This window comes from Candidatus Accumulibacter sp. ACC003 (assembly GCF_907163085.1).
Taxonomy (GTDB): Bacteria; Pseudomonadota; Gammaproteobacteria; order Burkholderiales; family Rhodocyclaceae; genus Accumulibacter.
In genome coordinates this window covers 12,220-37,431 of sequence record NZ_CAJQTX010000012.1, presented here as the reverse complement: position 1 = coordinate 37,431, position 25,212 = coordinate 12,220, and the positions used below count along the sequence as shown (strand labels likewise).

Annotated in this window: 24 protein-coding genes and 1 pseudogene; 14 read left to right on the top strand and 11 right to left on the bottom strand. The window is 64.7% G+C overall.

Translation table 11 applies throughout. The annotated features are described in order from the left end of the window. The first annotated feature begins 45 nt into the window (after positions 1–45). Entirely contained in the window at positions 46–495 is a 450-nt protein-coding gene (locus QZ656_RS23700) for a MaoC family dehydratase (RefSeq protein WP_291995704.1), read from the top strand. 12 nt (positions 496–507) lie between these two features. Here the strand turns inward: QZ656_RS23700 and QZ656_RS23695 are convergent, their stop codons facing one another. The 3 genes from QZ656_RS23695 to QZ656_RS23685 form a co-directional block, all read right to left on the bottom strand. After that, the gene (locus tag QZ656_RS23695) at positions 508–864 is read right to left on the bottom strand and encodes a thioredoxin family protein (protein WP_291995703.1); all 357 of its coding nucleotides are present in this window, start codon (positions 862–864) and stop codon (positions 508–510) included. A gap of 52 nt (positions 865–916) precedes the next feature. Beyond that, on the bottom strand, positions 917–2,428 hold the full coding sequence (gene glpK, locus QZ656_RS23690; protein WP_291995702.1) for a glycerol kinase GlpK: 1,512 nt from the start codon (positions 2,426–2,428) through the stop codon (positions 917–919). 102 nt (positions 2,429–2,530) lie between these two features. Then, positions 2,531–3,103, bottom strand: a complete 573-nt coding sequence (locus QZ656_RS23685; protein ID WP_291995701.1) for a TetR/AcrR family transcriptional regulator — start codon at positions 3,101–3,103, stop codon at positions 2,531–2,533. A gap of 419 nt (positions 3,104–3,522) precedes the next feature. On the opposite strand from QZ656_RS23685, the gene QZ656_RS23680 reads away from it, so the two are divergent. The 9 genes from QZ656_RS23680 (at position 3,523) to QZ656_RS23640 (ending at position 14,737) form a co-directional block, all read left to right on the top strand. After that, positions 3,523–4,272, top strand: coding sequence for an electron transfer flavoprotein subunit beta/FixA family protein (locus QZ656_RS23680; protein WP_291995700.1), 750 nt, complete (start codon positions 3,523–3,525; stop codon positions 4,270–4,272). Between the two features lie 2 nt (positions 4,273–4,274). Continuing rightward, positions 4,275–5,207 carry an electron transfer flavoprotein subunit alpha/FixB family protein gene (locus tag QZ656_RS23675; RefSeq protein ID WP_291995699.1) on the top strand — a complete coding sequence of 311 codons (933 nt, stop codon included), beginning with the start codon at positions 4,275–4,277 and terminating at the stop codon, positions 5,205–5,207. Positions 5,208–5,228: 21 nt separating this feature from the next. Next, on the top strand, positions 5,229–5,894 hold the full coding sequence (locus QZ656_RS23670; protein WP_291995698.1) for an energy-coupling factor ABC transporter permease: 666 nt from the start codon (positions 5,229–5,231) through the stop codon (positions 5,892–5,894). 246 nt (positions 5,895–6,140) lie between these two features. Beyond that, positions 6,141–7,934, top strand: a complete 1,794-nt coding sequence (locus QZ656_RS23665; RefSeq protein WP_291995697.1) for an acyl-CoA dehydrogenase C-terminal domain-containing protein — start codon at positions 6,141–6,143, stop codon at positions 7,932–7,934. 98 nt (positions 7,935–8,032) lie between these two features. Continuing rightward, positions 8,033–8,437: a thioesterase family protein gene (locus QZ656_RS23660; protein ID WP_291995696.1), complete on the top strand. Its 405-nt coding sequence runs from the start codon at positions 8,033–8,035 to the stop codon at positions 8,435–8,437. A gap of 34 nt (positions 8,438–8,471) precedes the next feature. Continuing rightward, entirely contained in the window at positions 8,472–10,463 is a 1,992-nt protein-coding gene (locus QZ656_RS23655; RefSeq protein ID WP_291995695.1) for an acetoacetate--CoA ligase, read from the top strand. 113 nt (positions 10,464–10,576) lie between these two features. After that, positions 10,577–11,008 carry a hypothetical protein gene (locus QZ656_RS23650; protein ID WP_291995694.1) on the top strand — a complete coding sequence of 144 codons (432 nt, stop codon included), beginning with the start codon at positions 10,577–10,579 and terminating at the stop codon, positions 11,006–11,008. 155 nt (positions 11,009–11,163) lie between these two features. Then, a complete protein-coding gene (locus QZ656_RS23645) occupies positions 11,164–14,298 on the top strand; it encodes a hypothetical protein (protein ID WP_291995693.1) in 3,135 nt (1,044 codons plus the stop codon). Positions 14,299–14,347: 49 nt separating this feature from the next. Further along, the gene (locus QZ656_RS23640; RefSeq protein ID WP_291995692.1) at positions 14,348–14,737 is read left to right on the top strand and encodes a hypothetical protein; all 390 of its coding nucleotides are present in this window, start codon (positions 14,348–14,350) and stop codon (positions 14,735–14,737) included. Positions 14,738–14,872: 135 nt separating this feature from the next. On the opposite strand, the gene QZ656_RS23635 is transcribed toward QZ656_RS23640, so the two are convergent. Next, positions 14,873–15,712 (bottom strand): LysR substrate-binding domain-containing protein, encoded by an 840-nt coding sequence (locus QZ656_RS23635; RefSeq protein WP_291995691.1) that lies wholly within the window; start codon positions 15,710–15,712, stop codon positions 14,873–14,875. 102 nt (positions 15,713–15,814) lie between these two features. Here QZ656_RS23635 and QZ656_RS23630 point away from each other — a divergent pair, with 102 nt between their 5' ends. Beyond that, a complete protein-coding gene (locus QZ656_RS23630; RefSeq protein WP_291995690.1) occupies positions 15,815–17,029 on the top strand; it encodes a YbfB/YjiJ family MFS transporter in 1,215 nt (404 codons plus the stop codon). Between the two features lie 26 nt (positions 17,030–17,055). On the opposite strand, the gene QZ656_RS24235 is transcribed toward QZ656_RS23630, so the two are convergent. Together QZ656_RS24235 and QZ656_RS23620 are read right to left on the bottom strand one after the other, a co-directional pair. Next, complete coding sequence (locus tag QZ656_RS24235; protein WP_366522228.1) at positions 17,056–17,307, bottom strand: hypothetical protein; 252 nt, start codon at positions 17,305–17,307, stop codon at positions 17,056–17,058. A gap of 148 nt (positions 17,308–17,455) precedes the next feature. Then, positions 17,456–18,547, bottom strand: a complete 1,092-nt coding sequence (locus QZ656_RS23620; RefSeq protein WP_366522227.1) for an enolase C-terminal domain-like protein — start codon at positions 18,545–18,547, stop codon at positions 17,456–17,458. Between the two features lie 125 nt (positions 18,548–18,672). Here QZ656_RS23620 and QZ656_RS23615 point away from each other — a divergent pair, with 125 nt between their 5' ends. Continuing rightward, complete coding sequence (locus QZ656_RS23615; protein WP_291995689.1) at positions 18,673–19,335, top strand: TetR/AcrR family transcriptional regulator; 663 nt, start codon at positions 18,673–18,675, stop codon at positions 19,333–19,335. A 123-nt stretch (positions 19,336–19,458) separates the two neighbouring features. Here the strand turns inward: QZ656_RS23615 and QZ656_RS23610 are convergent, their stop codons facing one another. The 5 genes from QZ656_RS23610 to QZ656_RS23590 form a co-directional block, all read right to left on the bottom strand. After that, on the bottom strand, positions 19,459–19,830 hold the full coding sequence (locus QZ656_RS23610; protein WP_291995688.1) for a hypothetical protein: 372 nt from the start codon (positions 19,828–19,830) through the stop codon (positions 19,459–19,461). After that, a complete protein-coding gene (locus QZ656_RS23605; RefSeq protein WP_291995687.1) occupies positions 19,751–20,134 on the bottom strand; it encodes a YkgJ family cysteine cluster protein in 384 nt (127 codons plus the stop codon). The genes QZ656_RS23610 and QZ656_RS23605 overlap by 80 nt, the downstream gene beginning before the upstream one ends. A gap of 167 nt (positions 20,135–20,301) precedes the next feature. Beyond that, on the bottom strand, positions 20,302–21,120 hold the full coding sequence (locus tag QZ656_RS23600; protein ID WP_291995686.1) for a ferredoxin--NADP reductase: 819 nt from the start codon (positions 21,118–21,120) through the stop codon (positions 20,302–20,304). Between the two features lie 874 nt (positions 21,121–21,994). Continuing rightward, positions 21,995–22,147, bottom strand: a complete 153-nt coding sequence (locus tag QZ656_RS23595; protein ID WP_291995685.1) for a hypothetical protein — start codon at positions 22,145–22,147, stop codon at positions 21,995–21,997. Positions 22,148–22,192: 45 nt separating this feature from the next. Then, a complete protein-coding gene (locus QZ656_RS23590; protein ID WP_291995684.1) occupies positions 22,193–22,462 on the bottom strand; it encodes a hypothetical protein in 270 nt (89 codons plus the stop codon). A 558-nt stretch (positions 22,463–23,020) separates the two neighbouring features. Between QZ656_RS23590 and QZ656_RS23585 the strand changes: the two are divergent. Continuing rightward, positions 23,021–23,955, top strand: a pseudogene (locus QZ656_RS23585) (site-specific integrase). Continuing rightward, on the top strand, positions 23,952–25,058 hold the full coding sequence (locus QZ656_RS23575) for a transposase (RefSeq protein ID WP_291991620.1): 1,107 nt from the start codon (positions 23,952–23,954) through the stop codon (positions 25,056–25,058). The pseudogene QZ656_RS23585 and the gene QZ656_RS23575 overlap by 4 nt, the downstream one beginning before the upstream one ends. The last annotated feature ends 154 nt before the right edge of the window (positions 25,059–25,212 follow it).

The following is a 25,212-nucleotide window of genomic DNA, read 5'->3' as shown; positions in this document are numbered from 1 at the left end:
GGGCACGGCGATGGCCGTGCTGATAATCACCCTGAAAGGCTTACCATGAATCCTCAGAACGGTTACGATATTGAAGACTTGTCTGTCGGTATGAGCGCAGAAATCGCCAAGACCATTACTGATGCCGACCTCGTCATGTTTGCTGGCGTGTCCACCGACGTCAATGCGGTTCATATGGACGAAGATTTCGCGCGCACGACGATGTTCGGCGGTCGCATCGCGCACGGCATGTTGTCGGCGAGCCTGATCTCGGCGGTGCTGGGCAACCGTTTGCCCGGGCCCGGCGTGATCTACACGAGCCAGTCCCTGCGTTTTCGCGCGCCGGTGCGCCCCGGCGACACGGTGCATGCCAAGGTGACAGTCAAGGAAGTCCTCGCCGACAAGGGCCGGGTTGTACTCGATACCGTGTGCACGGTCGGCGACAAGGTGGTCATCGACGGCGAAGCGATGTTGATGCCAACCTCGCGCAGCAAACGCGAAGCGGCCGGCAAGTAAGTCGCCGCAGCGTTACCCGGCGACGTCGATCTGTGCCATGGCGCGTTCGATCATGCCGGCGTCAGCCGGCCTGATCAAGCGCGCGACTTCCTTGTCGCCTTGACCTTGGCGCAGAAAAACCAGCGTCGGCCAGAGCTTGACGCCGAACGATCGTCCCAGGCTGCGGCCCGGGCCGTCCTCTACGCGGATGTGGCGGAGTTGCGGATGACTGGCCAGCGCCTGCGCAATCAATGGTCTGGCCGCTATGCAATAGCCGCACCAGGAGGCGCCAAATTCGATTACCGCGGCTTCGTCGAGAGCGTCGATCGTGGCACGTGACGGTTCGGAGGCCTTGCTGTCCTGTTGTTCGATTTGTTCGATTCGTTCCATCTTCTTTCCGAAGCAGTGTGGTGGTTGGGGGATGTTTTCGGTTGCGGCGCTATCACTGCGCTGGCAGCCAGTGGCGACAACGGTCAACGGCACGGCGCCAGCCGCTGAGCAGTTCCGTGCGCTGCTCGTTGCCGATGCGTGGCTCAAAGCACCGTTCGGCACGCCACATCGACGCCAGTTCGACCTCGTCGTGCCAGAAGCCGACCGCCAGTCCGGCGAGGTAGGCGGCACCGAGGGCGGTGGTCTCGGTGATCTGCGGGCGTATCACCGGCACACCGAGCAGGTCGGCCTGAAACTGCAGCAGCAGATTGTTGGCTGCGGCGCCGCCGTCGACGCGCAGCTCGCGCAGGCGCTCGCCGGAATCCTTCTCCATCGCGCTCAAGACGTCGGCGCTCTGGAAGGCAATGGCTTCGAGCGCGGCGCGCGCGACGTGTGCTCGGTTCGTTCCTCGGGTCATGCCGAGCAGCGCGCCGCGCGCGTAGGGATCCCAATACGGTGCGCCGAGGCCGGTGTGCGCCGGCACCAGGTACACGCCATCACTATCGGCCACCGAAGCGGCCAGCGCTTCGATTTCGTCCGAGCGCGAAATCAGCCCGAGGCCGTCGCGCAACCACTGTACTGTCGCGCCGCCCATGAAGATGCTGCCTTCGAGCAGGTAAGTGGTCTGGCCGTGTCGCTGCCAGCCGATCGTCGCCAGCATCCGATGGCTGGAGTCCATCGCCTGCTGGCCGGTGTTCAGCAGCAGAAAACAGCCGGTGCCGTAGGTATTCTTGGCCATTCCCTGGCTCAGGCAGGCCTGGCCGTAGGTCGCCGCCTGCTGGTCACCGGCGATTCCGGCGAGCGGGATCGCGGCGCCAAGCAGTTCGCTGTCGAGCGTGGTGATCACGCCGCTGCTGTCGACAACCTTCGGGAGCAGCGCTGGCGGGATGTCGAGCAAGGCCAGCAGCTCCTCGTCCCAGCACTGCCGCCGGATGTCAAAGAGCAGGGTGCGCGAGGCGTTCGACGCGTCGGTGACGTGTACGCGACCGCCGGAAAGCTGCCAGGCGAGCCAACTGTCGACCGTCCCGAAGGCCAGTTCGCCGCGCTCGGCACGCGCCCGGGCGCCGGGGATGTGATCGAGCAGCCATTTGAGCTTGGTGCCGGCGAAGTAGGCGTCGAGGACCAGGCCGGTACGCTGGCGAAACAGTTCGCCGTGGCCAGCGCGCGCCAGCGCATCACAGGTCCCGGCGGTGCGCCGGTCCTGCCAGACGATTGCCCGGTGCAGCGCCTGGCCGCTGGCGCGATCCCACAGGAGCGTCGTTTCGCGTTGGTTGGTGACGCCGACCGCGGCAATCTGCCGCGCGCCGATGCCGTTGTCGCGCAGTACCGAGCGCGCAACGGCCAGCTGCGTTTGCCAGATCTCGCCGGCGTCGTGTTCGACCCAGCCCGCTTGTGGATAGTACTGGGGGAACTCCTGTTGGGCGGTCGCCACAGAGCTCCCGTCACGCGCGAAGACGATGGCGCGGCAGCTGGTGGTCCCCTGGTCGAGAGCGAGGATGAACTGTTGGCTGGCGGTCGGTTTCATCGGGGAATCCCTCAGTGCACAAGGCGTCGGTCCGCGAATCAGCAAGAAGTTTGCTCGTCCTGGCCGGCTTCGCGGTGCGCGTACGAGCCTGGCTGCGCGCGGCTAGGTGACGATCAGGTCGGCAATCCAGCGCTTGCGCTCGCCGACTGCCGGATCGTAAGGCTCGCAGACCATCAGGCTCTGACCGAAGACATAGGCGTAGAGCAGCAGGCTGCGGCTCTTGGCCTCCTCCTCCGCGACGCCATGCCGAACAAAGAGCTTGCGAGTGCATTCGAGGCGCCAGGTATCAACCTCCTCGACGATTGCCGCGGCATGCGCGTCACGCCTGGCCCATTCGCGGACCGCCAGCTCGATCGAGATTCCCTTGCGGTTGCGCGTCGCGCCATAGACATCGATCAAGTGCAGCAACTGCTCGCGCTCGCTGCCGGGCGTGGCGACGGTTTGCTTGTCGATGTCGCGGAGGCGGCCGTCGCGCCAGCTTTCGAGGACGCCGACCACCAGGTCCTGGCGATCCTTGAAATGCCAGTAGAAGCTGCCCTTGGTGACGCCAAAATTCTTGGCCAGGACTTCGACGCGCATTCCCTGCACGCCCTCTTCGGCGAGCAAGTCGATTGCGGCTTCGATCCATTCGTCGCGGTCGAGCGTTGCGCGAGCGCTGGCTTTGTCGGCTTTCATCCTGGTCTGCTTCCTTCCTCGGTTAGCTGCCTGCGACAAGCGCGACAGCCTTGTCTGACACGGCCATGGCTGTTAGGGTCGATAGGCCTCGACGCGTCCGGCACCCTGCACCATCCATACGATAGAGTATGGCCAATTGTCGGGTCAGCGTTCGCTGATGTCAAATGCGGCGGTGACTATCGAAACGCAGCGCTCAGCGTCGATCACGGTGCTTTCCTGAATCACGCCGCTGAGGCAATATTAGCGAATAGCGTTCCTCTGGCCGGGCAGGCGGTGTTGACAGCGCCATTTCCATACGGTACCGTACGCCATCCATACGACACAGTATGGCGGCTTGTTCGGTCATCGCCTGGTGCTGTGCTGGCTGCTGCCCTGGCTGCCATTGATGTCGATTACTACTACAAATAAAGGAGAAGGATTTGAAGATTCTCGTTCCCGTGAAACGGGTGGTGGATTACAACGTCAAAGTGCGCGTCAAGGCCGACGCCAGCGGCGTCGATCTGGCCAATGTCAAGATGTCGATGAACCCCTTCGACGAGATCGCCATTGAAGAGGCGGTCCGCCTCAAGGAAGCCGGAATCGCCACGGAAGTAATCGCTGTTTCGGCAGGGGTAAGCAACTGCCAGGAAACGCTGCGCACGGCGATGGCCATCGGCGCCGACCGCGGTATCCTGATCCAGACCGACGTCGAATTGCAGCCGCTGGCCGTCGCCAAGCTGCTCAAAGCGGTGTGTGACAAGGAGCAGCCGCAGCTGGTCCTCTGCGGCAAGCAGGCGATCGACGACGACGCCAACCAGACCGGACAAATGCTGGCCGGTCTGCTGAACTGGCCGCAGGCGACCTTTGCCTCGAAGATTGTCGTCGCCGGCGAGCAGGCATCGGTGACCCGCGAGATCGACGGCGGTCTGGAAACCATCGAAATCGCACTGCCGGCGGTGTTGACCGTCGACTTGCGTTTGAACGAGCCGCGCTACGCAACGCTGCCGAACATCATGAAGGCCAAGCGCAAGCCGCTGGAAACGATCACCGCCGATGCGCTGGGAGTCGACGTGGCGCCGCGCCTCAAGACGCTGAAAGTCGCCGAGCCGCCGAAGCGGAGCGCGGGTATCAAGGTGGCCGATGCCGCCGATCTGGTGATGAAACTCAAAACTGAAGCGAAGGTGATCTGATCATGGCCATACTCGTTATTGCTGAACACGACAATACCTCGCTCAAGGTGGCGACGCTCAATGCCGTCACCGCGGCGACCAAAATCGGTGCTGACGTTCACCTGCTGGTCGCCGGCAGTGCTTGCGCCGCCGCCGCCGAAGCGGCGGCGAAGGTGGCCGGCGTGACTAAGGTGCTGCTCACCGACGCGGCCCACTACGCCGACCAGTCGCCCGAAAACCTCGCCGCATTGGTCGTCGCCAACGCCGCGGCCTATGGGCACATCGTTGCCGCGGCAACGACCTGCGGCAAGAACTTCATGCCGCGTGTTGCCGCTTTGCTCGACGTCGCGCAGATCTCCGAGATCGTCGCCGTCGAAGCCGCCGACACCTTCGTTCGCCCGATCTACGCGGGCAACGTCCTGGCCACCGTTCAGTCGAGCGATGCCATCAAGGTGATCACCGTCCGTACGACGGCTTTCGAAGCGGCCGGCGAGGGTGGCAGCGCGACCGTGGAGAACCTGGCGGCGGCTGCCGATCTCGCTCAAAGCAAGCTGACCGGTCGCGAGTTGACCAAGTCGGAACGGCCCGAACTGACCGCCGCCAAGATCATTGTTTCGGGTGGTCGCGGCATGGGCAACGGCGACAATTTCCACAAACTGCTCGAGCCGCTGGCCGACAAGCTGGGCGCCGCGGTGGGTGCTTCGCGCGCGGCAGTCGATGCCGGCTACGCTCCCAACGACTATCAGGTCGGCCAGACCGGCAAGATCGTTGCGCCACAGTTGTACATTGCTGTCGGCATCTCGGGAGCGATCCAGCATCTGGCCGGAATGAAGGACAGCAAGGTGATCGTGGCCATCAACAAGGACGGCGAGGCGCCGATCTTCCAGGTCGCTGATTATGGCTTGGTCGGCGATCTTTTCGAGGTGCTGCCGGCTTTGCAGGCGGCGCTCGGCTAACGGCAGCGAGCCGCGGGCGGCATGAACCTGCCGGACGGCCTGCTCGACGGTCACTGGATCGTTCTGTCATGGGTGCTGTTCGTGGGGCTCGCGCTTTTTGCCGCGTGGCGGGCGCCGTGGCGCGTGCTGGCTGACAGCACCCGCCTGCACGCCTTCCTGGCGACGATCGTCGCGCTGCTGCTGCTCTGGCACTTGCAGGCGGGGGTCAAACCGGGCCTCTCGCTGCACCTGCTTGGGGCCGGCGTTTTCACGCTGTGTTTCGGATGGGCGCTGGCCTTCATCGGCCTCTGCCTGGTCTTGCTCGGCGTCGGCCTCAATGGTTTTGCCGGCTGGCAGACCTTTGCGCTCAACGCCCTGTTGATGGCCGGAGTCGGTGTCGCGGTGAGTGAGGTGCTGCATCGCCTGGTAGACCGGCTCTTGCCGCGGCACATCTTCATTTACGTCTTCGGCAAGGGCTTTTTCGCCTCGGCGCTGGCCGTAATCGCCGTCGGCACGGCGGCGTGCGCGCTGTTGGCACTGGCCGGGGTCTACGATGGCGACTACCTGACGAGCGAATATCTGCCCTATTTCTTGCTGCTCGGTTTTTCCGAGGCCTGGCTGTCGGGCATGGTGGCCACGCTGTTTGCCGTTTATCGACCGGAGCTGCTGGCCGATTTCGACGACGCGCAGTTCCTCGGAAAAAAATGATTCACCGGACTCCTGCGTCGTCGGCCGGCGGCAAACCAGCAGGGGAAAGGCGCGGCCAGCGTGCAGAAAGCACTGCGGCGACCGTGCTGACCGTTAGCTTTACTTGCCGAGCGCATCCCGGCTTGCTCGCCGGGATCGATCGACGGGCGGGAAGCAGGCCCCCTGAATTCCCCGTCTCAACGTCCGACCCCTCGCCCGCACCGGGCAGAGGGAAGATCGGCGCCATTCACACCAAAGGAGAATGACATGAGCGAATACTTTGCCCCCATCCGCGATATGCAATTTGTCGTCAAGGAACTCGCCGGACTTGAACAGGTGGCGCAGTTGCCGGGTTGCGAGGAAGCGACTCCCGATCTGGTCGATGCCGTTCTCGAGGAAGCCGCGCGCTTCGCCGAGGAAGTGCTGTCGCCACTCAACATTACGGGTGACCTCGAAGGTGCAAAATGGCACGACAAGGCGGTGACCATGCCGGCCGGCTTCAAGGAAGCGTACAAGCTGTTCGCCGACAGCGGCTGGACGGCGCTGGCCTGCGAAACCGAGTGGGGTGGCCAGGGACTGCCCAAACTTGTCGCGGCGCCGGTTGCCGAGATGTGGAAAGCGGCCAACCATTCGTTTTCGCTGTGCCCGCTGCTGACCAACGGCGCCATCGAAGCACTCGTGCTGACGGGTTCCGAGAAGCTCAAGGCCGACTATCTGGAGAAGATGGTCACCGGCGTCTGGACCGGGACGATGAACCTCACCGAGCCGAACGCCGGCTCCGACCTCGCCGCCGTGCGCAGCCGCGCCGAGCCGCAGGCGGACGGTAGCTACAAGGTTTTCGGGCAGAAGATCTTCATCACCTACGGCGATCACGACATGGCCGAGAACATCGTGCACCTGGTGCTGGCGCGGACGCCGACGGCTCCCGAGGGCGTCAAGGGAATTTCGCTGTTCGTCGTCCCGAAGTTCATGGTCAATGACGACGGCAGCCTCGGTGAGCGCAACGACGCCTACTGCGTGTCGATCGAGCACAAACTCGGCATCCACGCCAGCCCGACGGCGATCATGGCTTTCGGCGACCATAGCGGTGCCGTCGGTTATCTGGTCGGCGAGGAGAACCGCGGTCTGGAGTACATGTTCATCATGATGAACGCGGCGCGCTTCGGCGTCGGTCTCGAAGGCGTCGCCGCCTGTGAGCGCTCGTATCAGCGGGCGCGCGAGTACGCCCGCGATCGCATCCAGTGCAGCGATGTCGGCGTGCGCGGTGGCCCGAAGGTAGCGATCATCGCGCATCCCGACGTGCGGCGCATGCTGATGACCATGAAATCGCACGCCGAGGCGAGCAGGGCGCTGGCTTACGTGGTTGCCGCCGCACAAGATACGGCGACGCATCATCCGGACGCCGACGAGCGCCAACGCAATCAGGCTTTCGTCGATCTGATGATTCCGGTGGTCAAGGGCTGGAGTACCGAATGCGGCGTCAGCATCGCCTCGATCGGCGTGCAGGTGCACGGTGGCATGGGCTACATCGAAGAAACCGGCGCCGCGCAGCACCTGCGCGACGCGCAGATCTCGACGATCTACGAAGGCACCACGGCCATCCAGGCCAACGACCTGATCGGCCGCAAGATTGGCCGCGAGCGTGGCGCGACGCTGAACGCGCTGATCGGCCGCATGCGCGCGCTCGACGCCGAACTCGCCGGGCAGGCGGCTGGCAGCTTCGTGGCGATTCGCAAACGCCTGCACGCCGGCGTCGACGCGCTGGACGAAGCCGGCGACTGGCTGGTCGCCACTTATAGCGCGGACATTCGGTCCGCGTCGGCCGGCGCGGTGCCCTTCCTGATGCTCCTCGGTACCGTCGCCGGTGGCTGGCAGATGGCGCGCGCGGCGCTGATCGCGCAGGCCAGGATCGATGCCGGTGACCGCGATCCTTTCTACCCGGCGAAGGTCATTACCGCGCGTTTCTACGCCGACCACGTGCTGTCGAAGGCGGCCGGACTGGCGAGCAGCGTCACCGACGGAGCCGAAGGCGTGCTGGCGCTGACTGACGACATGTTCTGAGCACCGCAGTTCTCCGCAGCTGCGGCCGCCGCCGCGCTCGGCAGGGCGCACGGCGGCGCTGCTCATTGAAGCCCCACCAAAGAACGGGAAGCAAGCCGATGCCAAGCCAACGCAAATTAGTCCACACCAGCCTGATGTCGATTCGTTGGGGCGACATGGATGCCTACGGACACGTCAACAACACCATCTACTTCCGCTACATGGAGCAGGTGCGCGTCGAGTACCTGGAAAAGCTGGGCTTCACGGTGCTGCCACGCGGAACGGCGCCGGTGATCATCAACGCCGCGTGCACCTTCCTGGTGCCGCTCAACTACCCGGGTCTGGTCGAGATCAGGATGTTCTGCGGCCAGCCGGGACGCAGCAGCGTGCCGACGCACTACGAAATTCGCCTGCAGGGCGACGAGACGCTGTACGCCACCGGCGACGCGAAGATCGTCTGGATGGACGTCGCCAGCGGCAAGTCGGTGGCGATTCCCGACGAGTGGCGCGCGCAGCTGTCCTGAAAAAATTGCCCGACTGAAGCAAGGAGGAGGGGAGATGACACAGAACCAGCACGCTCTCTGGCGCCCGAGCGCCGCACGCATTGCCGCCGCCAGGCTCAGTGCCTTCATGACCACCGTCAACGCTCGCTGGCACGTCGCTTGTACCGATTACCACAGCCTGTGGCGCTGGTCGGTCGCCGAGCCCGAGGCTTTCTGGACGTCGGTATGGGACGAATGCGGCGTCATTGGCGAGCGCGGCGACGCGGTACTCGAAGACGGCCAGCGGATGCCGGGCGCACACTGGTTTCCGCAAGCCCGGCTCAACTATGCGGCGAACCTGCTGCGCGGCATGGCCGAACAGGGCGACGCCGATGCGCTGGTTTTCTGGGGCGAAGACAAGGTCCAGCGGCGCCTGTCGAGGCGCCAACTGCACGCGCAGGTGTCGCGCTTCGCGCAGGCCTTGCAGGCCGCCGGCGTCGGCCGCGGAGATCGGGTCGCCGGCTACCTGCCGAACATGCCCGAGGCGCTGATCGCCATGCTGGCGACGACGGCCCTGGGCGCGATCTGGTCGTCGGCGTCGCCCGATTTCGGCGTCCAGGGCGTCATCGACCGTTTCGGGCAGATCGAAGCGAAAATTCTGCTGTGTGTAGATGGCTACTGGTACAACGGCAAGCGCGTCGACTGCCTGGCCAAGAACGCCGAAATCGCCGCGCAGCTGCCGACGCTCGAGCACTGCATTGTCGTCTCCTACCTCGACGATTCCGCCGCCACCGCGGCGATCCGCAATGGCCAGCGCTACGCCGATTTCATCGCACCGTTTACCGCCGCGGCGATCGACTTCGTGCCGCTGCCCTTCGCTCAGCCGCTGTTCATCATGTTCTCGTCGGGCACCACGGGCGTCCCGAAGTGCATCGTTCACTGCCACGGTGGCGCCCTGTTGCAGCACCTCAAGGAGCACCAGTTGCACGGCGACGTGGCGCCTGGCGACCGTATTTTCTACTTCACCACCTGCGGCTGGATGATGTGGAACTGGCTGGTCTCGGGCCTCGCTTCGCAAGCGACGCTGCTGCTTTACGACGGCTCGCCGTTTCTCGCCGGCGCCTCGGGCAAGCCGGGGACGATCCTCTTCGACTACGCCGACGCCGAGCGAATGACGCACTTCGGCACCTCGGCCAAGTTCATCGACGCGCTCGCCAAGACCGGTCTGCAGCCGCGCCAGACACACCGGCTGGCGCCACTGCGCGCGCTGTTCTCGACCGGCAGCCCGCTGGCCCCCGAGAGCTTCGACTACGTCTATCGCGAGATCAAGGCCGACCTGCAGCTGGCGTCGATTTCCGGCGGCACCGACATTCTCTCGTGCTTCGCGCTCGGCAGCCCGATCCTGCCGGTGTACCGCGGCGAACTGCAATGTCGCGGGCTCGGCATGGCCGTCGACGTCTATGACGACGAGGGGCTAGCGCTTCCGGCCGCTTGCGGCGAGCGTGGCGAACTGGTGTGCACCGCGCCGTTCCCGGCGATGCCCGTCGGTTTCTGGAACGATCCCGACGGCGCCAAATACCACGCCGCCTATTTCGACCGTTTCCCGAATATCTGGTGTCACGGTGATTTCGTTGAACTGACCGCCCACGAAGGGATGATCATCCATGGTCGTTCCGATGCCGTGCTGAACCCCGGTGGTGTGCGCATCGGTACCGCCGAGATCTACCGCCAGGTCGAGCAATTGCCAGAGGTCGTCGAGTCGCTGGTGATCGGCCAGGACTGGCAGCACGACGTGCGCGTCGTCCTGTTCGTCAAACTGCGCGAAGGAATGTCGCTCGACGACGCGCTGGCCGAGCGCATCAAGCAGCAGGTGCGCCAGAACACGACACCCCGGCACGTGCCGGCGCGGGTGCTGCAGGTGGCCGACATCCCGCGTACCAAGAGCGGCAAGATCGTCGAACTCGCCGTCCGGCACGTCGTCCATGGCCGGCCGGTCAAGAATGTCGAGGCACTGGCCAACCCCGAGGCACTGGAGTTCTTTCGCGATCGCCTTGAATTGCAGAGCTGAGGTGGGACGTGCAACAGCAGCCTGCACCAGCGACATCGTCTTTGCCGCGTGCGAAGAAGACGGGCGCTGGCGCGGGCTGCCAAGCAGGTACGACCCACCTTGGAGAACTCGATATGAATGCTGATGAGCTGGGCTGGCACGCGCTGGTGCGTCGCCGCACCCTGCTTGTCGCAGTCGCCGTGGCGGCTTTTTGCCTGACCGCGGGTTCCGCGTGTGCCGACGCTGGCGCGCAACAGAAGTACCCCGACGTTCTGGCCGCCAAGGTACAGGCGCGAGCAAGCGATCGCTTTGATTTCGACGTCACGATCTCCTCGCCTTACGATACGCCACAACGCTATGCCGATGCTTTTCGCGTACTGGGCCAGGGCGGCCGCGTCTACGGCGAACGCACGCTGTTCCATGACCACGCCGGCGAACAACCGTTCACCCGTGATCTCTACGGTGTGCAGATACCCAGCGGCATACGCACGGTCATCGTCGAGGGCCGCGACAAGACCTTCGGCTACGGCGGCAAGAGCGTCGAGGTGATCCTGCCGGGGCGCTGAGCGCTGCTGGCAAAGCGCTGCAAAGCGGCCGGCGGCTGACCAGAGCAAGCTACGCAGCGGCCAGCCGGCTGGGCGATAATCGCGGCATCCGGGGGGCTTGTTTCAGTAGAGGTATCTCTTTCGAACAGTTCACCACGCTGAAGATGAAGTAGGCGATGATCGCTAGCAAACCAGGATTACGAAGCCGGGTCATAAAGGCCGTCGCCTTGCTCGCCGTTATCGAGATGCTCTATCTGCTAGCGGCGAACATACTGCTCAACGCGGCTTTCGTGCCGCAGAAGCTCAGCCGCAACCCCGATCGTTTCAGCGTCGAATGGACTTCCGCCTGGACCATCGTGCCGGGCCATCTACATGTCGCAGGCTTGAAGGCCAGCGTTCAGACTGCGCAGCAGAAGTGGTGGCTGTCGATCGGCGAGGCTGACGCCCGGCTGGCGCTGGGTAGTCTGTTCTTCAAAACCTTCCTGCTGCAAGGCGTCGAGGTGGACAGCCTGACGGCAGGGTTACGCGATCGGCTGTCGCTTGCCTCTGCGCCGGCAGCTGGCGCCGCTAGCGGTGCTGCCGAGCGGCCAACTGCTGCCGCACTTGCGGACGCGCCGCCGCCGACCCCGACACCGCCGGCAAGCGAAGAGTCCAGCGATTGGTCGGGCTGGAGCATCGCGGTCAGCGATGCAGACATCGGGCGAATCCAGGCGCTCGACGTCAATGGCTACCGCTTCAGCGGGCAGGCGCAGCTGCGGCTGGAGGATTTCAATCACCGTCTCGACGGGCCCCTGGCCCTGGCGCGTGGCAGCGTGCAAGTGCGCTCTGGTCAACTCCAACACGGTTCCGACCTGCTTGCCGCTGATCTGCAGAGCGCTGCCGAGATCCGTATCGATGCCTTTGTCCCCGGCGAAAACCCCGGCGCCGCAGCGGCCCGGTTTGTTTCGGGCCGTATCGACGTGAGTGGCGATCTGGCGTCGTTCAGCTTCGTCAACGCTTATCTCAGCGACAACGACTGGCTGCAACTCGATGGCCGCGGCCGCCTGCAGGGAAAGCTGCAAATCGAAAACGGCAGCTTGCTGGATGGCAGTGAGCTCTCCTTCGAATCGCCGGCTTTGACGCTCGTTCTCGACGAGCGCCTGGCGGCCGGCACCGGCGAGCGTCACCTCGTCCAGGGAGCGGGCCGGGTGCATGGCGATGTCGGGCTCGAGCAGGGCCAGAGGCAAACACGGCTACAGGTCGAACTGCGCGATGTAAGGATGCGCCGGCTGCCGCAAGACGAGCTTTTCCTGCAGGCCCAGGGCTTTCGGCTCGAGGTGATCGCCGCGCGGCTGAACTTGAGCGAAAAGCCCGACGAACCGGCCGTCTCGATGCAGTGGCAGGAAGCCGTAATGCCCAATATTGCGCTGTTGAACGCCTATCTACCCGACCGACTGCCTTTCCGGCTGGTCGCCGGAGAAGCGCGCTTGAACGCCCGCTTCGCCTACGCCGCGCGCGCCGCTTCCGGCAGCCTGGCGCTGGCAGGTGACAAGATCTCCGGCGTCATTTTTGATAAATCGGTGAGCGGAACGCTGGCGGTTGACTTGATCCTCAAGGAAGCCGATCTCGCGAACCGGCGCCTGGATCTGTCCGGCAGCCGCATCAGCATGCAGGCGTCTCGGCAAGGCGCCAAAGGCGACGCGGGCGCGGCCGCCTTGCAGACCGAGCTCAAGATCGTGCAGGCGCAACTGACATCGGCCTTGTCGCTCGATGAGCTCAGGAATCATTCCGGACGGCCGCCGCTCAGCGGCGAAGTCAAGCTCGAGGGAACGGTGGCCAACATCGATTTCCTGAATGCTTTCCTGCCAGCGCGGCAGGGCATCGAGTTCGGCGGTGGCGGCCGCCTGCGCGCGGACCTGCGCCTGCACGACGGGCGCCTGGCAGCCCCCAGCAGCCTGACGGTCGAATCGAAGCGGCTGCTGGGCCGCTTTTCCGGCTTCGAGGCCAGCGGCTCGGGCGGCGTATCGGCGGCGATTCGACCGCCGGCCGCCAACACCAGGACTGAGGAGTTGCGCGTCGAGTTGGCCTTGCGCGATATGCAGGTGCGCCAGCAGAAAGGCGGCGCGGTTTTTCTGCGCGGCAAGAGTTTGCAGCTGACCGCGACCAGCCCGCCGCTGGATCTTGCTGCCAAGCGCATCGAGCCGAGCGCGGTGTTGACCTGGAACGACGCGCTGCTGCCCGATGTCGCGCTGCTGAACAGTTACTTCCCGGGCAAACCGCCTTTCAGTCTGAGCTCGGGCAGCGCGCGTTCGAGTGGGCGTCTCAACTACGCCGGCCGGAAACTGTCGGGAACGGTCAATCTGGCCGGCGAGAAGATTGCCGGCACGCTGTTCACCGAGGCGGTGGTCGGACAGCTCGGCGTCGATCTGGTGATCAAACAGGCGGATCCGGCGAGCGGTTTCCTTGACCTCTCGGGAAGCCGCCTGCAGATGCAGGCGGCGACTGCAAAGGCGACAGCAAACGACGAGGCCGGGCCACTGCAGACCCGCATCACGCTCACCGAGGCGCGCCTGAAATCGCCCCCGCTGGCGCGCAAGTCGGCCGACTCAGGTCGCTTGTCGCCGGTCAGCGGCGTCGTCAAGCTCGAGGGGTCGGTGGCGAATATCGCGTTCCTCAACAGCTTTCTTCCCGCTGATCAGGGGCTGGCATTTTCTGGCGATGCGCAAATGAACGCCGAGCTGCGGCTGGCTCAAGGACAGCTCGCACCCGGCAGCCATCTGACCGCCGAGTCGGAGCATCTGGTCAGCCGCTTTCTCGATTTCGAGGCCAGCGGCAAGGGCGTTCTGAAGGCCGCAATCCAGGGCGATGCGGCAGCACCCGAGGGAAAAGTGGAGGGATTCCTGAAAACCTTCGGGCTGCGCAGGCTGAGCGACAAGAAGCCTTATGTCAGCGGTCGTGATTTTCAGATCACCTCGGTCGGCAAACGCTTCGATTCCGCGCAGGGGCTGCGTGACCTGGAAACGCTGATCACCCTGGGAGCAGCCGAAATACCCGACATTTCCATCTACAACGCTTACCTGCCGAAAAAGGCCGGCGTCGCTATCGGTTCCGGAAAAGCCACGCTGACCGGAAACTTCAAGCTGAGCGGCGTTCGCGGCAGTGCCAAGCTCGAAATGCAGGCCCGCGGCGTCGAGGTGCACGTCAAGGAGCAGACCATCAAGGGCGACCTACGTATCAGTACGCGTCTCAGCGATGGCAATCTGGAGAAGATGAGCTTCGACGCCTCGGGAACGCAGCTGCGGATCGACAACGCCTCGCTGGCAAGACGGTAGCGCGCGCGCCGATTCGTGGTGGGGACAGATCGACATCGATCGCGGGCGCATGATCTGGAAGCAGCCACTCGACCTGGATGCGGAGATCCGCCTGCGCCTGCGTGACAGCGGCCTGCTCGTGCATCTCTTCGTCGAGCAGAGCAAAGAGCAGCAGTGGCTGAACAAATTGTTGACGATCCGCGACGTCCGCGGTCGCAGTGAGGTGCGCCTCCGCGACAAGGCCATCGTGCTCAGTAACACGCGGCTTGACCGCGAGAAGCTGCTGGTGCTGGCCAATCTGCGGCTGAGCAAAGAGAAGATGCTGGGTGGCTTGTACGCCAGCTACGGGATATTCGGCGTCGGCATCGAGCTCAAGGACGAGGAGCGCAGCTGGAAAATACTCAATCCGCGCAAGTGGTATGACGCTTATTCCGAGGCTTTCTCGGCAGATCGGCCATAGACCCGCATTTCTTCGGTCGAGGGGGCCGTGCAACGGCAAACCGGGGCAGCTTTTGGCCATCGTGCGACATCTCCAGGACGCGCTCTGCCCGCCGCCTCGCCAGCTGTGCGCCGGTGCGCGCACCGCGCCTGCCGTCTAGCAGGCGACGGCCTCGGCGAGCGTTCGCAGCGCCGGCAGCGGCGGCGCGTCGCGCCGGTAGATCAGGCCCGTGGGCACCCGGCTGATCTCGTCCGGCAGCGCCTGGACGGCGAGGTCGGCGGCGTGCGGCGACTGTTCGATCACTCGCCGCGGCATCAGCGTCCACCCCAGACCAACGGCGACACAGCCCAGGATGCCGTCGAGCGTGCCAAATTCCATGGCGTCGGACACCGCGTGGCCGCTGGCGCGTTGCCAGGCGAGGGCGCGCGTGCGATACGCGCAGCCTTCCCGGAAAAGGATCAAGGATTGCAAGACGGGGTTGGCGCCGGCGGCGCAAACGAGCACCAGTTCCTCGACCAGCAGTTCGTCGAACTGCAGGTCGGGGTGTTCGACTGGCCCGGCGACGACGGCACAATCAAGCTTGTGCGCCAATACCTTGTCGACCAGTGCCGTGCTGCTGTTCGTTTCGACGCGCAATTCCAGGCCCGGATGTCGCGCGCGGACCGCTTTCAGCGCCAGCGGCAGATGCAGCGCGGTGAAGGTTTCCATGGCGCCGATGTGCAGTTCGCCGACGCTGTCGCCGACCAGTCGTACGGCGGCGCTGCTCTCGCGTTCAAGGCGCAGCATGCGACGCGCGTAGTCGAGGAGAATCCGCCCGGAAGGCGCCAGCGCGAGGCCACGGCCACTGCGAAAAAAGAGGTCGGTGCCGAGTTCTTCCTCGAGCCGGCGGATGCGGCTGGTGACGTTGGACTGGACGGTATTCAGCTTGCGCGAAGCGGCCAGAATGCCTCCCTCATCAACCACCGCTGCGAAGGTACGCAGGGCGATCAGCTCCATCAATGTATCTCCAAAAGAGAAGAGTTAAATCTAAACTATTCGTTTGTAGAGACTAATTATAGCGGTTATCTTGTCGGCACCAGACCACAGGGAAGCTTGGCCATGAACGAGCAGCAAGAACGTATCCGAGTCCTCGGCGCCGGCATCTGCAGCCTGATGCTGGTCCTCGGCGTCGCCCGCTTTGCCTATACGCCGTTGCTGCCGCTGATGCAGCAACAGGCGGGACTCGGCGTTGCCGCAGCCGCCTGGCTGGCAGCGATCAACTACGCCGGCTACCTGAGCGGCGCCGTCGTCGCCTCGCTGATCAGCGATCTGGTGCTCAAGGACCGCCTGTACCGGATCGGCCTGGTGGTGGCGGTTGTCAGTACCGCGGTGATGGGCTTGACCACCGACCTGACCGTGTGGGCGCTGTCGCGTTTCGTTGCCGGCCTGGCCAGTGCAGCCGGCATGCTGCTCGGCACCGGGCTGATCCTCAATTGGTTGATTCGCCATCATCACCGCAGCGAACTCGGGATCCATTTTTCGGGGATCGGTCTGGGAATTGCCAGCTGTGCGGCCGCCGTGCAAGTGATGAGCCATTGGCTGGACTGGCGCGAGCAGTGGTTGGTGTTCACGTTGTTCGGGGCGCTGCTGCTCATCCCCGCGCTGCGCTGGCTGCCGGCACCCGATCGCAGCATGCTGACCAAGAGCGGGCAGGCGATGGTGGACACGCCACCGAGCGCGAGTTTCATGCGCCTGCTGATGGCGGCGTATTTCTGCGCCGGCGTCGGTTACGTCGTCAGCGCCACGTTTATCGTCGCCATCATCGACCATCTCCCCGGCCTTTCCGGCAGCGGCACGCTGGTCTTCCTGGCGATTGGTGTGGCGGCGGCGCCGGCGTGCATCGTCTGGGACCTGATCGCCCGCCGCACGGGTGAGGTCAATGCCTTGATCCTGACGGCCTTGCTGCAGGTCGTCGGCATCCTGCTGCCGGTCACCGGTGACAGCCTGGCGGCGGCCTTGGCCGGCGCGCTGCTCTTCGGCGGCAGCTTCATCGGCACGGTGAGCCTGGTGTTGACCATGGCCGGTCGTTACTATCCGACGCGACCGGCCAAGATGATGGGCAAGATGACGGTCGCCTACGGCACGGCGCAGATCATCGCCCCGCTGATCACCGGCTGGCTGGCGATGCGTCTCGGCAGCTATGTCGGCGGCCTCTACCTGGCGGCGGCGGTGATGGCCGTTGGCACGGTACTGCTGCTGCTGCTCAAGGCCACCGAAAAGCGCGATGCCGTGGCGCGTCTGGCGGCCATCGAAACCTCGCCACAGCACGGATGACGCGCACCGACGATCAGCGCGGCGAATTAACCATTGGCGCCCGTGCCGGTGATCGGGACAAAGCGGAGCGGCACTACGGCGTCTTGCTGCAAGGTGTGGCCACGTTTGCTGAGCAGGGAGAGCGTCTGATCGCCGCTTTCGCCGACCGGAATGCTCATCCGCCCGCCATCCTTGAGCTGGTCGAGCAGCGCTGGCGGACCGTGATCGCGGGCGCAGGTGACAATAATCGCGTCGAAGGGCGCAGCCTCGGGCCCACCCAGGGCCAGCGCGACGAACATCATCCGCATTGGCGGGACCGTTTCAGCGAACCCGCAACGCTGGCCGACGACGCTTCCGCCGTCCAGGCGATGGCACACCGCCTCAAGACCCGCATTTCTTCGGTCTGGCCGCCTGATGCTTGCGAGACGTCCGAATTGAGCGCTCCGATCAATTGACCAGATAGCGGCTCACCGCCTCCTCGTTCCACTCGACTCCCGATCCCGGCCTTTCGTCGAGTACCGCGCAGCCGTCAACGATGCGCAGCGGCTGCTCGATGATCGGGTTGAACCATTCGGCGTATTCGAGCCAGTGCGCAGTCGGCGTTGCGCACAACAGATGCGTGCTGACCTCGATAAAAAGGTGGTTGGAGAGCCGGATGCCGTGCATTGCGCCGAGAGCGGCGGCCTGCAACCAGCCGCTGACACCGCCGATCTTCATGACATCGGGCATCATGTAGTCGGAGGCCTGGGCGTCGATCGCCGTGCGCATGTCCTGTGCGCCCCACCAGTTTTCGCCGCATTGAATCGGTGTCTGCAGGGCGGCGGCGACACGGGCGTGGCCGGCGTAGTCGTGCGCCAGGGTGGGTTCTTCGATCCAGGCCAGGCCTTCATCGTCGAGGCGGCGACCGCGCTCGATCGCATCGACCGGCGACAGCGACTGGTTGTAATCGACCATCAGCGCGACGCCGTCGCCAACTGCTTGCCGCATCGCGCGGACGACGGCGATATCTTCGCCGACATCTGGGTAGCCGATCTTGGCCTTGACGCCCTTGATGCCGCGTTCTGCCCAGGCGCCGGCGACCCGCGCCGAACCCGCGGCGCCGTCGTAGCCGGTGGCGCCGTAGGCGGGAATCGGTTTCGGCTCGCCGCCGAGCAGGCGGACCAGCGGCAGGCCGCAGGCGCGAGCGAGCGCGTCCCAAACGGCCATGTCGATCGCCGCCATGGCGATGCCGGTGAGCCCCTGCGGGCCGAGCAGGCGGAAGCGCTTGCCGAGCAGTTGCTGGATCGCCAGCGGCGCAAGGTCACGGCCGGCGATCAGCGCTTCGAGCCCAGCGATGAGAAGCGCAGTCGGCTTGAGCGCCATAGCCGAGTAGCAGAAAACGTAGCTGTGCCCGACGACGCCCTGGTCGGTAATCACGTCGGTCAGCACCAGCGGCGACTCGGTGATGGTGCCGCTGGCTGTGCGGTGCGGCTCGCTCATCGGCACGGTGACGGCACGGACTCTCAGGCCGCGGATTTTCAGTGGGAGGTGACTCATCATGTCTGGCTCCTTAAGCGTTGTCGTCCGGCGCTGGCGCTAAGGTCGCCGACGCTGCATCTCATCCTAGCCGCGTGGCTTTGGAAGTACACTCACTCCTCGGTATACCTTCCGGGAGACACGCGGCGATGGATAGGGGAGCGAGCAACACCAGGCAGAGGATCGTCACCGCCGCCTATCTGCTTTTCTACAAGACCGGTTTCATGCGCACAAGTATCGATGCGATCGCCACGGCGGTGGGTATTACCAAGCGCACGCTCTACCAGCATTTCGACAGCAAGGCCGCCCTGATCGATGCCGTCCTCGCCGACCAGCACTCGCTGATGCTTGCGCGCATCCAGGAATGGGCGCAGCCCGGCAGCAGCGGCCCGGCCGAGATGCTGACCAATCTGTTCGCCGCCTTCGAGCGCTGGGCGGCGCAGAGCCACTGGCGCGGCTCGGGCTTCACCCGAGCGGCAATCGAGTTCGCCGATTCGCCAGGCCATCCCGCGCGCCTTGCGGCGCGTCGGCACAAGGCTGCGGTTGAAGCCTGGCTCGCCGATACACTGGCCGAGCACGGCATCGCCGACGCCAGGCAGTTGGCCCGCGAGGTGGTGCTGCTTATCGAGGGTTGCCACGTTCTCGTTTTGATCCACCGCGATACCAGCTACGTCAGGGTTGCCGCCGAGGCCGCCGCCGCGCTGTTGCAGCGGCGGACAGCTGAACAGGGACATAGCGCGGTGGCCACACCGGCTGGCTGGCGACGCGTCTCGGCAGCTATTCGGCCGGCCTCTGCCTGGCGGCCGCGGTGATCGCCGCTGGCACGGTCCTGCTGCTGATGCTCAAGGCCACCGAAAAGCGCGATGCGCTGGCGCGGCCGCCATCGAAACGTACCCACAGCACGGATGACGCGCACCGACGATCAGCGCGGCGAATTAACAATTGGCGCCCGTACCGGTCATCGGGACAAAGCGGAGCGGCAATGCGGCGTCTTGCTGCAGCGTGTGGCCACGTTTCCTGAGCAGGGAGAGCGTCTGGTCGCCGCTTTCGCCGAGCGGAATGATCATCCGGCCGCCATCCTTGAGCTGATCGAGCAGCGCTGGCGGACCGTGATCGGGTGCGCAGCTGATGATAAGCGCGTCTACGGGCGCCGTCTCGGGCCAACCCAGATAGCCGTCACCGTGTCGCGCGAGATCGTCGGCGGCGCGTCGCGCGTGCGCCGTACCGCTAGACTTTCGGCAGGACCCGACCTCCAGAAACTCGGAATTCGTCGTCGCCCGTGCTGGCGATGATCGCCGCCAGAGCATGCCGACAGCGGGCCTTGGTGCACTGGCCGTCGCCAGGCTGCACTTCGCGGCAGGGCGACGGGCGTTGCTCGTAGACCGAGCAAAGCACGCGCTTGCCCAGCTCACCGTGCAAGGCCAGGCAGCGTGGCGACGGCGCGTCAGTGCCGGCCAGGCACGCGTACCAGGGGCCGATCTGCTCGATCAGCGTCGTCGGTAAGCCGAGCACCTCGGCCTCGGCCCAGTAGAACGACACGCGGAAAGCGGCGCAGCAAGCGCCGCAGCCGCGACAGCCGGCCGAAAGCGTCGCCGAGGCGGCAGCTGGCATGTCGAATGGAAGGGCAGATGGAACGGCAGCTGGCATGTCGGATGCAGTCGCCCGTCGCGATAAATGCTTGCGGAGTTACGCAGCCCGCCTGGCCGGTCTGGCAGCAGCTCTTCGGGAAAATCCGCGCCGCGCGAGAAGCCGCCGGGCGTTTGCGGGGCGCTGCTGGCCTACCAGTACTTCTCGAAAGCCATTTGTCCGGCGATACCGCGGCGACCGGCAGCGAAACCGCGCGCGCCAAGCATCCGCCGCAGTTCGAGCGCCATCTCGGGGTTGCCGCAGACCATCAGGCGCGACGCTTCGACCGTGAGCGGCGTTTCCAGCGCCTCCTCAAGTCGCCCGTCTGCCAGGAGTTGCGGGATTCGCGCGCGCAGCGCCGTCGCGCCGGGTTCACGCGTGACCACCGGTAGATAGACGAGGCGCGCCTTGCCGGCGACGGCAGCGTTGTCGTCGGCCAGCGCGCAGATTTCCGCACGGTAGGCGAGTTCCGAAGCGTGGCGCACGCTATGGACGACGAACAGCCGTTCGAAACGGCTCCAGACCGACGGATCGCGCAAAATGGAGACGAAGGGTCCGAGCCCGCTGCCGCTGGCCAGCATCCACAGCTGTCGACCGGCGGCCAGCTGGTCGACGGTGAGAAAGCCGAAACTGGCCCGCTCGCAGTGCATTGCGTCGCCAACGCTCAGGCTCGCCAGGACCTTCGAAAAGGCGCCGCCAGGGACCAAAACGGCGAGGAATTCGAGGCCGTCGTCGGCGGCTGCCGAGACCATCGAAAAAGGGCGCCAAACGATCTCGCCGGCATCGCTTTCGACGCCGAGACGCGCGTAGTGTCCAGGCGTGAAACGAAATCGCTCGTCACGAGTACAGCGCCACGAGAGCATCGTCGGCGCCCACTGATGCACCTGCAGCACGCGCTGCGTGCTCCATTTGGTACTCTCCGCCGAGCCGGCAAGAGTCGGTCGTTGTTCTTCGCTGGACAAGCCCATCATCTGCTCCGAACTCCGGTAGATGGCTACCTTTTTACCGCAAAAGTGATGGCGGCGTCGAGCACTCGCTGCGGGTGATCGGCGCGCCGCGTCATTGCGAGGAGGCGCAGCCGACGTGGCAATCCAGAGAGCTTTCGTTGGCGACGTGTCGGCCTCACTTGCCCGCGTTGCCCAGCGGCATATTGATCGTCGCGAAGATAGCGTCGCCCTCGACGCGGTGTTGCGCCACACATGCCGCTGCACGCTATTGCACGCACCGGCTCACGCACGCGTCGCTGCGGCCGATGGTGATCGTCGTGCCACCCGGAAAAGCGATCGGCCCGGTCAAGGAGCGAGTCGCCTGCGCGGTGCGCGAGGTGGCCCGAAAAGCTTGGCGAAGCCCGCGCAGTAGCCGGGCAAGCGCGTGCGCGAGGCTTTTTGCTCGATCCGCAAGCCCGTATGCTCTTCGGGCGAGAGTTTGATCTGCGTTCGGCAGACCGAGAAGCGCGACGACGAAGCTCTTTGCTCGATCGGCGTCATGCCGAAATGTGGCGGCAAGACTCCGAACGTCACGCGCCAGTCAAAGAGCCTGGCCCGCAAGCCTATTTGCTCGACGTGCCGAGCAGCGAGGCTTGCACGGCATGATCTTTATTCTTGCGCGCCAAGCAGAAAGGCTCGCGCGCGTGGTCGAGAAACTTGAACTTGAGGCTATTTTTCATGTGCAGTGAAGATCGACGCCTGGCGTGCGAGCCTTTTTGCCTTGCGGCCCATGCTTTTCTGCTTGCCCAGCGAAGCTCATCCGCTTGCGGCAGGGAATCTGAAGCTTGCCATCGCCGGTCGGAGCTTTGCGCCTGAATCTCCGATGCTTGCGTGCCGAGGGCGAAGCCTGGCGCGGCTCTCAGGGAGCGGCGACCGGGCTCGGTTTACGCTTGCGGTTGTAGCGAGCCGCCACCGTTTCTTTCAAGGCATCGAGCCCGGCGCCCTTGCCGAAGACCCTGGCCAGCACACAAGCCGCGAGCGCGGCGTTGAGGATGTCGTTAGCGAGCGCCATTTCGCTGTCGTCGGCGCGCGCCAGCAGCTGCCGCAGGCTGGCCAGCTATCGTCGCAAGAGACCGAGCTTGTGGAGATCACGCGCGGCTTCGGCGAGATCGAGTTCCGGCGGGATAATCGGCTTGTTCTGCGCCAGGACCATCAGCGTCTTCCCGCGAAACGCTTCCGACTTGTCGTCCATCCTGGTCAGGCGGCGCCGCTGGTCGGCCAAGAGTTCGAGCAGGCCAGCGAGTTTCCCTTGCCGGGTATTGATCGCGGCGGCTATCGCCGCCACGTCGTCGGCGCTGATATTCAGCGATACGAGCTTCTGCGTCATGAGATTGGCTCCTTGATAAAACGAGGAAGGCCAACGGCGCGTCGGCAGTATCGCGCTCTCGCAATCGGGCCGTCGATAAGCTGTGCTCGCAGCCCCGCGGCGAGGCTCAACGGGCGTGATGTGCAGCACGGCCAAGCGCCGCGTTGTCGCTGTACGACAAGCCGCGCGGCCGCTCGGGAGCGCTCTGGATGAGGCCGCCGAGAACGCCCTGTTGTCCGTCCGCAGTGGCGCACGCAGTGGCGCACGCAAAAGGCAAGTGCCATCTCTTGGGTCCACTGACTTCTAATTCACTGGGCCGGACCGCCGCTCGGCAAGCTCGATTTTCTGTCAAGGGCCGCTTTGTAGTACGATCAGCGAGCAGCGGTTTTCGGCCAGGAAGAGACGTAGAGGCGGCGAAGAATCGTCAGGCGCGAACGTCGGCTAACTGATCCGGAACCCGCCGCCCGGCTCTAAACGCATCTCGTTGGACGAAGCCGCTACGCGGAGGAAACCCCGGTGCTGTCGTCGCGTTGACTCAAGATGTGACCTCGCCCCTCATCCGAGGGACGTTCATGACGAATGCGAGGTTACCGCAAGATGGAAGAGATGTCCGCTGTCGCAACGACGATTTTTGACACGAACTACGAGCTGCACCAGAAGCACCTGAAGCTCAAGGGCTTGCAGCCGAAGACGATCGACGCGTATTCGCGCGCCGTCCGCCGGGTGGGAGATTACTTCGCTCATCAGATCGACGATCTGAGCGAGGCCGACCTGTTGGATTACTTAGCCGACCTGCGTGAGACGCACTCCTGGAGTTCGCTCAAGCTCGATCTGTACGGGCTCAAGTTTTACTACGAGCACGTGCTGAAGAAACCCTGGGTGGCGCCCGGTCTGATCAAGCCGCCGCGCTCGCTGCGCCTGCCGGACATCGTCACGGTCGAGGAGACCGAGCGGATTTTTCTGGCCACGCAGGTGCTCAGTTACCGCGTTTTCTTCTTCACCCTCTACAGCCTCGGCCTGCGCCTGGGCGAAGGCTTACGGCTGACGGTCGCCGACATCGACGGCGCGCGCGGGCGGGTGCATATCCGCGATGCCAAGGGCAACAAGGATCGCCTGGTGCCGCTGCCGACGGCCACCTACCGACTCCTGCGTTGTTTCTGGCAGCGCCACCGTAATCCCGTTCTGCTGTTTCCCAATCGCCGCGGCGGCTTGCCAGGTGCGAGCAGCGCCAGGACACCGCTCAATCGCAGCGGCGTTCAGAAGGCACTGCGGGCGGTGGTCGAATCCTGCGGGCTAAAAAAAACATTTCGCCGCACAGTTTGCGTCACGCCTATGCCACGCACCTGATCGAGGCGGGCGTCGAGCTCACCGAGGTGCAGAGCATTCTCGGCCATCACTCGATTCTCACGACGGTTCGCTACACCCATCTGACGGATCAAACCCGGCATCACGCCATCGACCGCATCAACGCGCTGATGGACCGCTTTTGTCTGAGCAAGGGGACGCCGCGATGATCCGCCTCGGCTCTGTCATTGCCGAATTCGAAGCGGACTTCATGACGCAATTTCGCCACCGCCTGAGCTTCGATCAGCTTCGGGCACTCTCGGCGATGCGCGATTGCCGCGGCCCGGCCAGCCCGATGATGCAGCTCCAGTGCGAAGGCTGCGATCAGCAAAAACTCGTTCCGCATTCCTGCGGCCATCGCCTTTGCCCGCACTGCCAGCACCACGAGAGCCAGCAATGGCTGGAACGTCAGATAGAGCGCCTCGTCCCGGCCGACTACTTTCTGCTGACCTTCACGCTGCCGGCCGAATTGCGCGGGCTCGCTGCGGCGCACGCCGACGTCGTCTTCGATGGCTTGATGCGCTGTGCCTGGGAAACGGTGCACCGCTTCAGTCAGAACGACCGGCAGTTGCAGGGCACGCCCGGCGCCATCGCGGTCCTGCACACGCACTCGCGTCGGCTCGACTTCCACCCGCATGTCCATCTCGTCGTCCCCGCGGCAGCGATCGATGCCGCGAAGCAGCGCTGGCGACGCAAGCGGCGCGGCAAGAACGGCACCTACCTGTTCAACGAGAAGGCGATGGCCAAGGTCTTCCGGGCCAAAATGCTGGCGGCGATCGAGGCGGCCGGCATTTGCCTGCCGGCGTCCTATCCGCGGGAATGGGTAGCGCACTGCAAATCGGTGGGCAGCGGCGAGAAGGCCCTGATCTACCTCGGTCGTTACCTCTACCGCGGCGTCATCCGTGAACAGGACATCCTCGCTTGTAAGGATGGGCGGGTGAGCTTCCGCTACCGCAACGCACAAACCGGCAAGTCGGAAAAGCGCTCGCTAGCCGGCGCCGATTTCCTCTGGCTGATCCTCCAGCACGTGCTACCCAAGGGCTTTCGCCGCGCCCGCAATTTCGGCTTCCTGCACGCCAACTGCAAGCGCCTGATCAGTTTGCTGCACCGCTTGCTGAAGTTCGATCCCAGCCGCTTCACGCCGCCGCGCAAGGAGCGGCCAGCGATGCTTTGCCCGTGCTGTGGCTCCGTGATGTCAATTGTCCGGACGCGTATTCGATCAACATCGCCCGCCTTCGTCGCTGCTCCACCGCTCGTCGCGATCGCTGCCTGATCGTGTAAGCCGCCTTCACAGCGCTGTCCGGCCGCCTTTGGGACTTCAGTTTCCCCAAGCTGAGTGACGGGGTCGCCCGGAGTTCAGTGGCCGGGACGCCAAAACGGCCGGATTTGCGCGATCTTCGCTGACGGTGCCGCAGCGCGCGGCGACG

Bases quoted from the DNA above. Each gene is read 5' to 3' on its own strand.
- QZ656_RS23610 (WP_291995688.1), bottom strand. From the start codon at position 19,830: ATGCTCTGGCGGCGATCATCGCCAGCACGGGCGACGACGAATTCCGAG.
- QZ656_RS23660 (WP_291995696.1), top strand. From the start codon at position 8,033: ATGCCAAGCCAACGCAAATTAGTCCACACCAGCCTGATGTCGATTCGT.
- QZ656_RS23665 (WP_291995697.1), top strand. From the start codon at position 6,141: ATGAGCGAATACTTTGCCCCCATCCGCGATATGCAATTTGTCGTCAAG.
- QZ656_RS23645 (WP_291995693.1), top strand. From the start codon at position 11,164: ATGATCGCTAGCAAACCAGGATTACGAAGCCGGGTCATAAAGGCCGTC.
- QZ656_RS23620 (WP_366522227.1), bottom strand. From the start codon at position 18,547: ATGATGAGTCACCTCCCACTGAAAATCCGCGGCCTGAGAGTCCGTGCC.
- QZ656_RS23640 (WP_291995692.1), top strand. From the start codon at position 14,348: ATGATCTGGAAGCAGCCACTCGACCTGGATGCGGAGATCCGCCTGCGC.
- QZ656_RS23590 (WP_291995684.1), bottom strand. From the start codon at position 22,462: ATGACGCAGAAGCTCGTATCGCTGAATATCAGCGCCGACGACGTGGCG.
- glpK (WP_291995702.1), bottom strand. From the start codon at position 2,428: ATGAAACCGACCGCCAGCCAACAGTTCATCCTCGCTCTCGACCAGGGG.
- QZ656_RS23670 (WP_291995698.1), top strand. From the start codon at position 5,229: ATGAACCTGCCGGACGGCCTGCTCGACGGTCACTGGATCGTTCTGTCA.
- QZ656_RS23685 (WP_291995701.1), bottom strand. From the start codon at position 3,103: ATGAAAGCCGACAAAGCCAGCGCTCGCGCAACGCTCGACCGCGACGAA.
- QZ656_RS23655 (WP_291995695.1), top strand. From the start codon at position 8,472: ATGACACAGAACCAGCACGCTCTCTGGCGCCCGAGCGCCGCACGCATT.
- QZ656_RS23650 (WP_291995694.1), top strand. From the start codon at position 10,577: ATGAATGCTGATGAGCTGGGCTGGCACGCGCTGGTGCGTCGCCGCACC.
- QZ656_RS23700 (WP_291995704.1), top strand. From the start codon at position 46: ATGAATCCTCAGAACGGTTACGATATTGAAGACTTGTCTGTCGGTATG.
- QZ656_RS23695 (WP_291995703.1), bottom strand. From the start codon at position 864: ATGGAACGAATCGAACAAATCGAACAACAGGACAGCAAGGCCTCCGAA.
- QZ656_RS23630 (WP_291995690.1), top strand. From the start codon at position 15,815: ATGAACGAGCAGCAAGAACGTATCCGAGTCCTCGGCGCCGGCATCTGC.
- QZ656_RS23575 (WP_291991620.1), top strand. From the start codon at position 23,952: ATGATCCGCCTCGGCTCTGTCATTGCCGAATTCGAAGCGGACTTCATG.
- QZ656_RS23615 (WP_291995689.1), top strand. From the start codon at position 18,673: ATGGATAGGGGAGCGAGCAACACCAGGCAGAGGATCGTCACCGCCGCC.
- QZ656_RS23605 (WP_291995687.1), bottom strand. From the start codon at position 20,134: ATGCCAGCTGCCGCCTCGGCGACGCTTTCGGCCGGCTGTCGCGGCTGC.
- QZ656_RS23675 (WP_291995699.1), top strand. From the start codon at position 4,275: ATGGCCATACTCGTTATTGCTGAACACGACAATACCTCGCTCAAGGTG.
- QZ656_RS23595 (WP_291995685.1), bottom strand. From the start codon at position 22,147: ATGGCGCTCGCTAACGACATCCTCAACGCCGCGCTCGCGGCTTGTGTG.
- QZ656_RS24235 (WP_366522228.1), bottom strand. From the start codon at position 17,307: ATGTTCGTCGCGCTGGCCCTGGGTGGGCCCGAGGCTGCGCCCTTCGAC.
- QZ656_RS23600 (WP_291995686.1), bottom strand. From the start codon at position 21,120: ATGATGGGCTTGTCCAGCGAAGAACAACGACCGACTCTTGCCGGCTCG.
- QZ656_RS23635 (WP_291995691.1), bottom strand. From the start codon at position 15,712: ATGGAGCTGATCGCCCTGCGTACCTTCGCAGCGGTGGTTGATGAGGGA.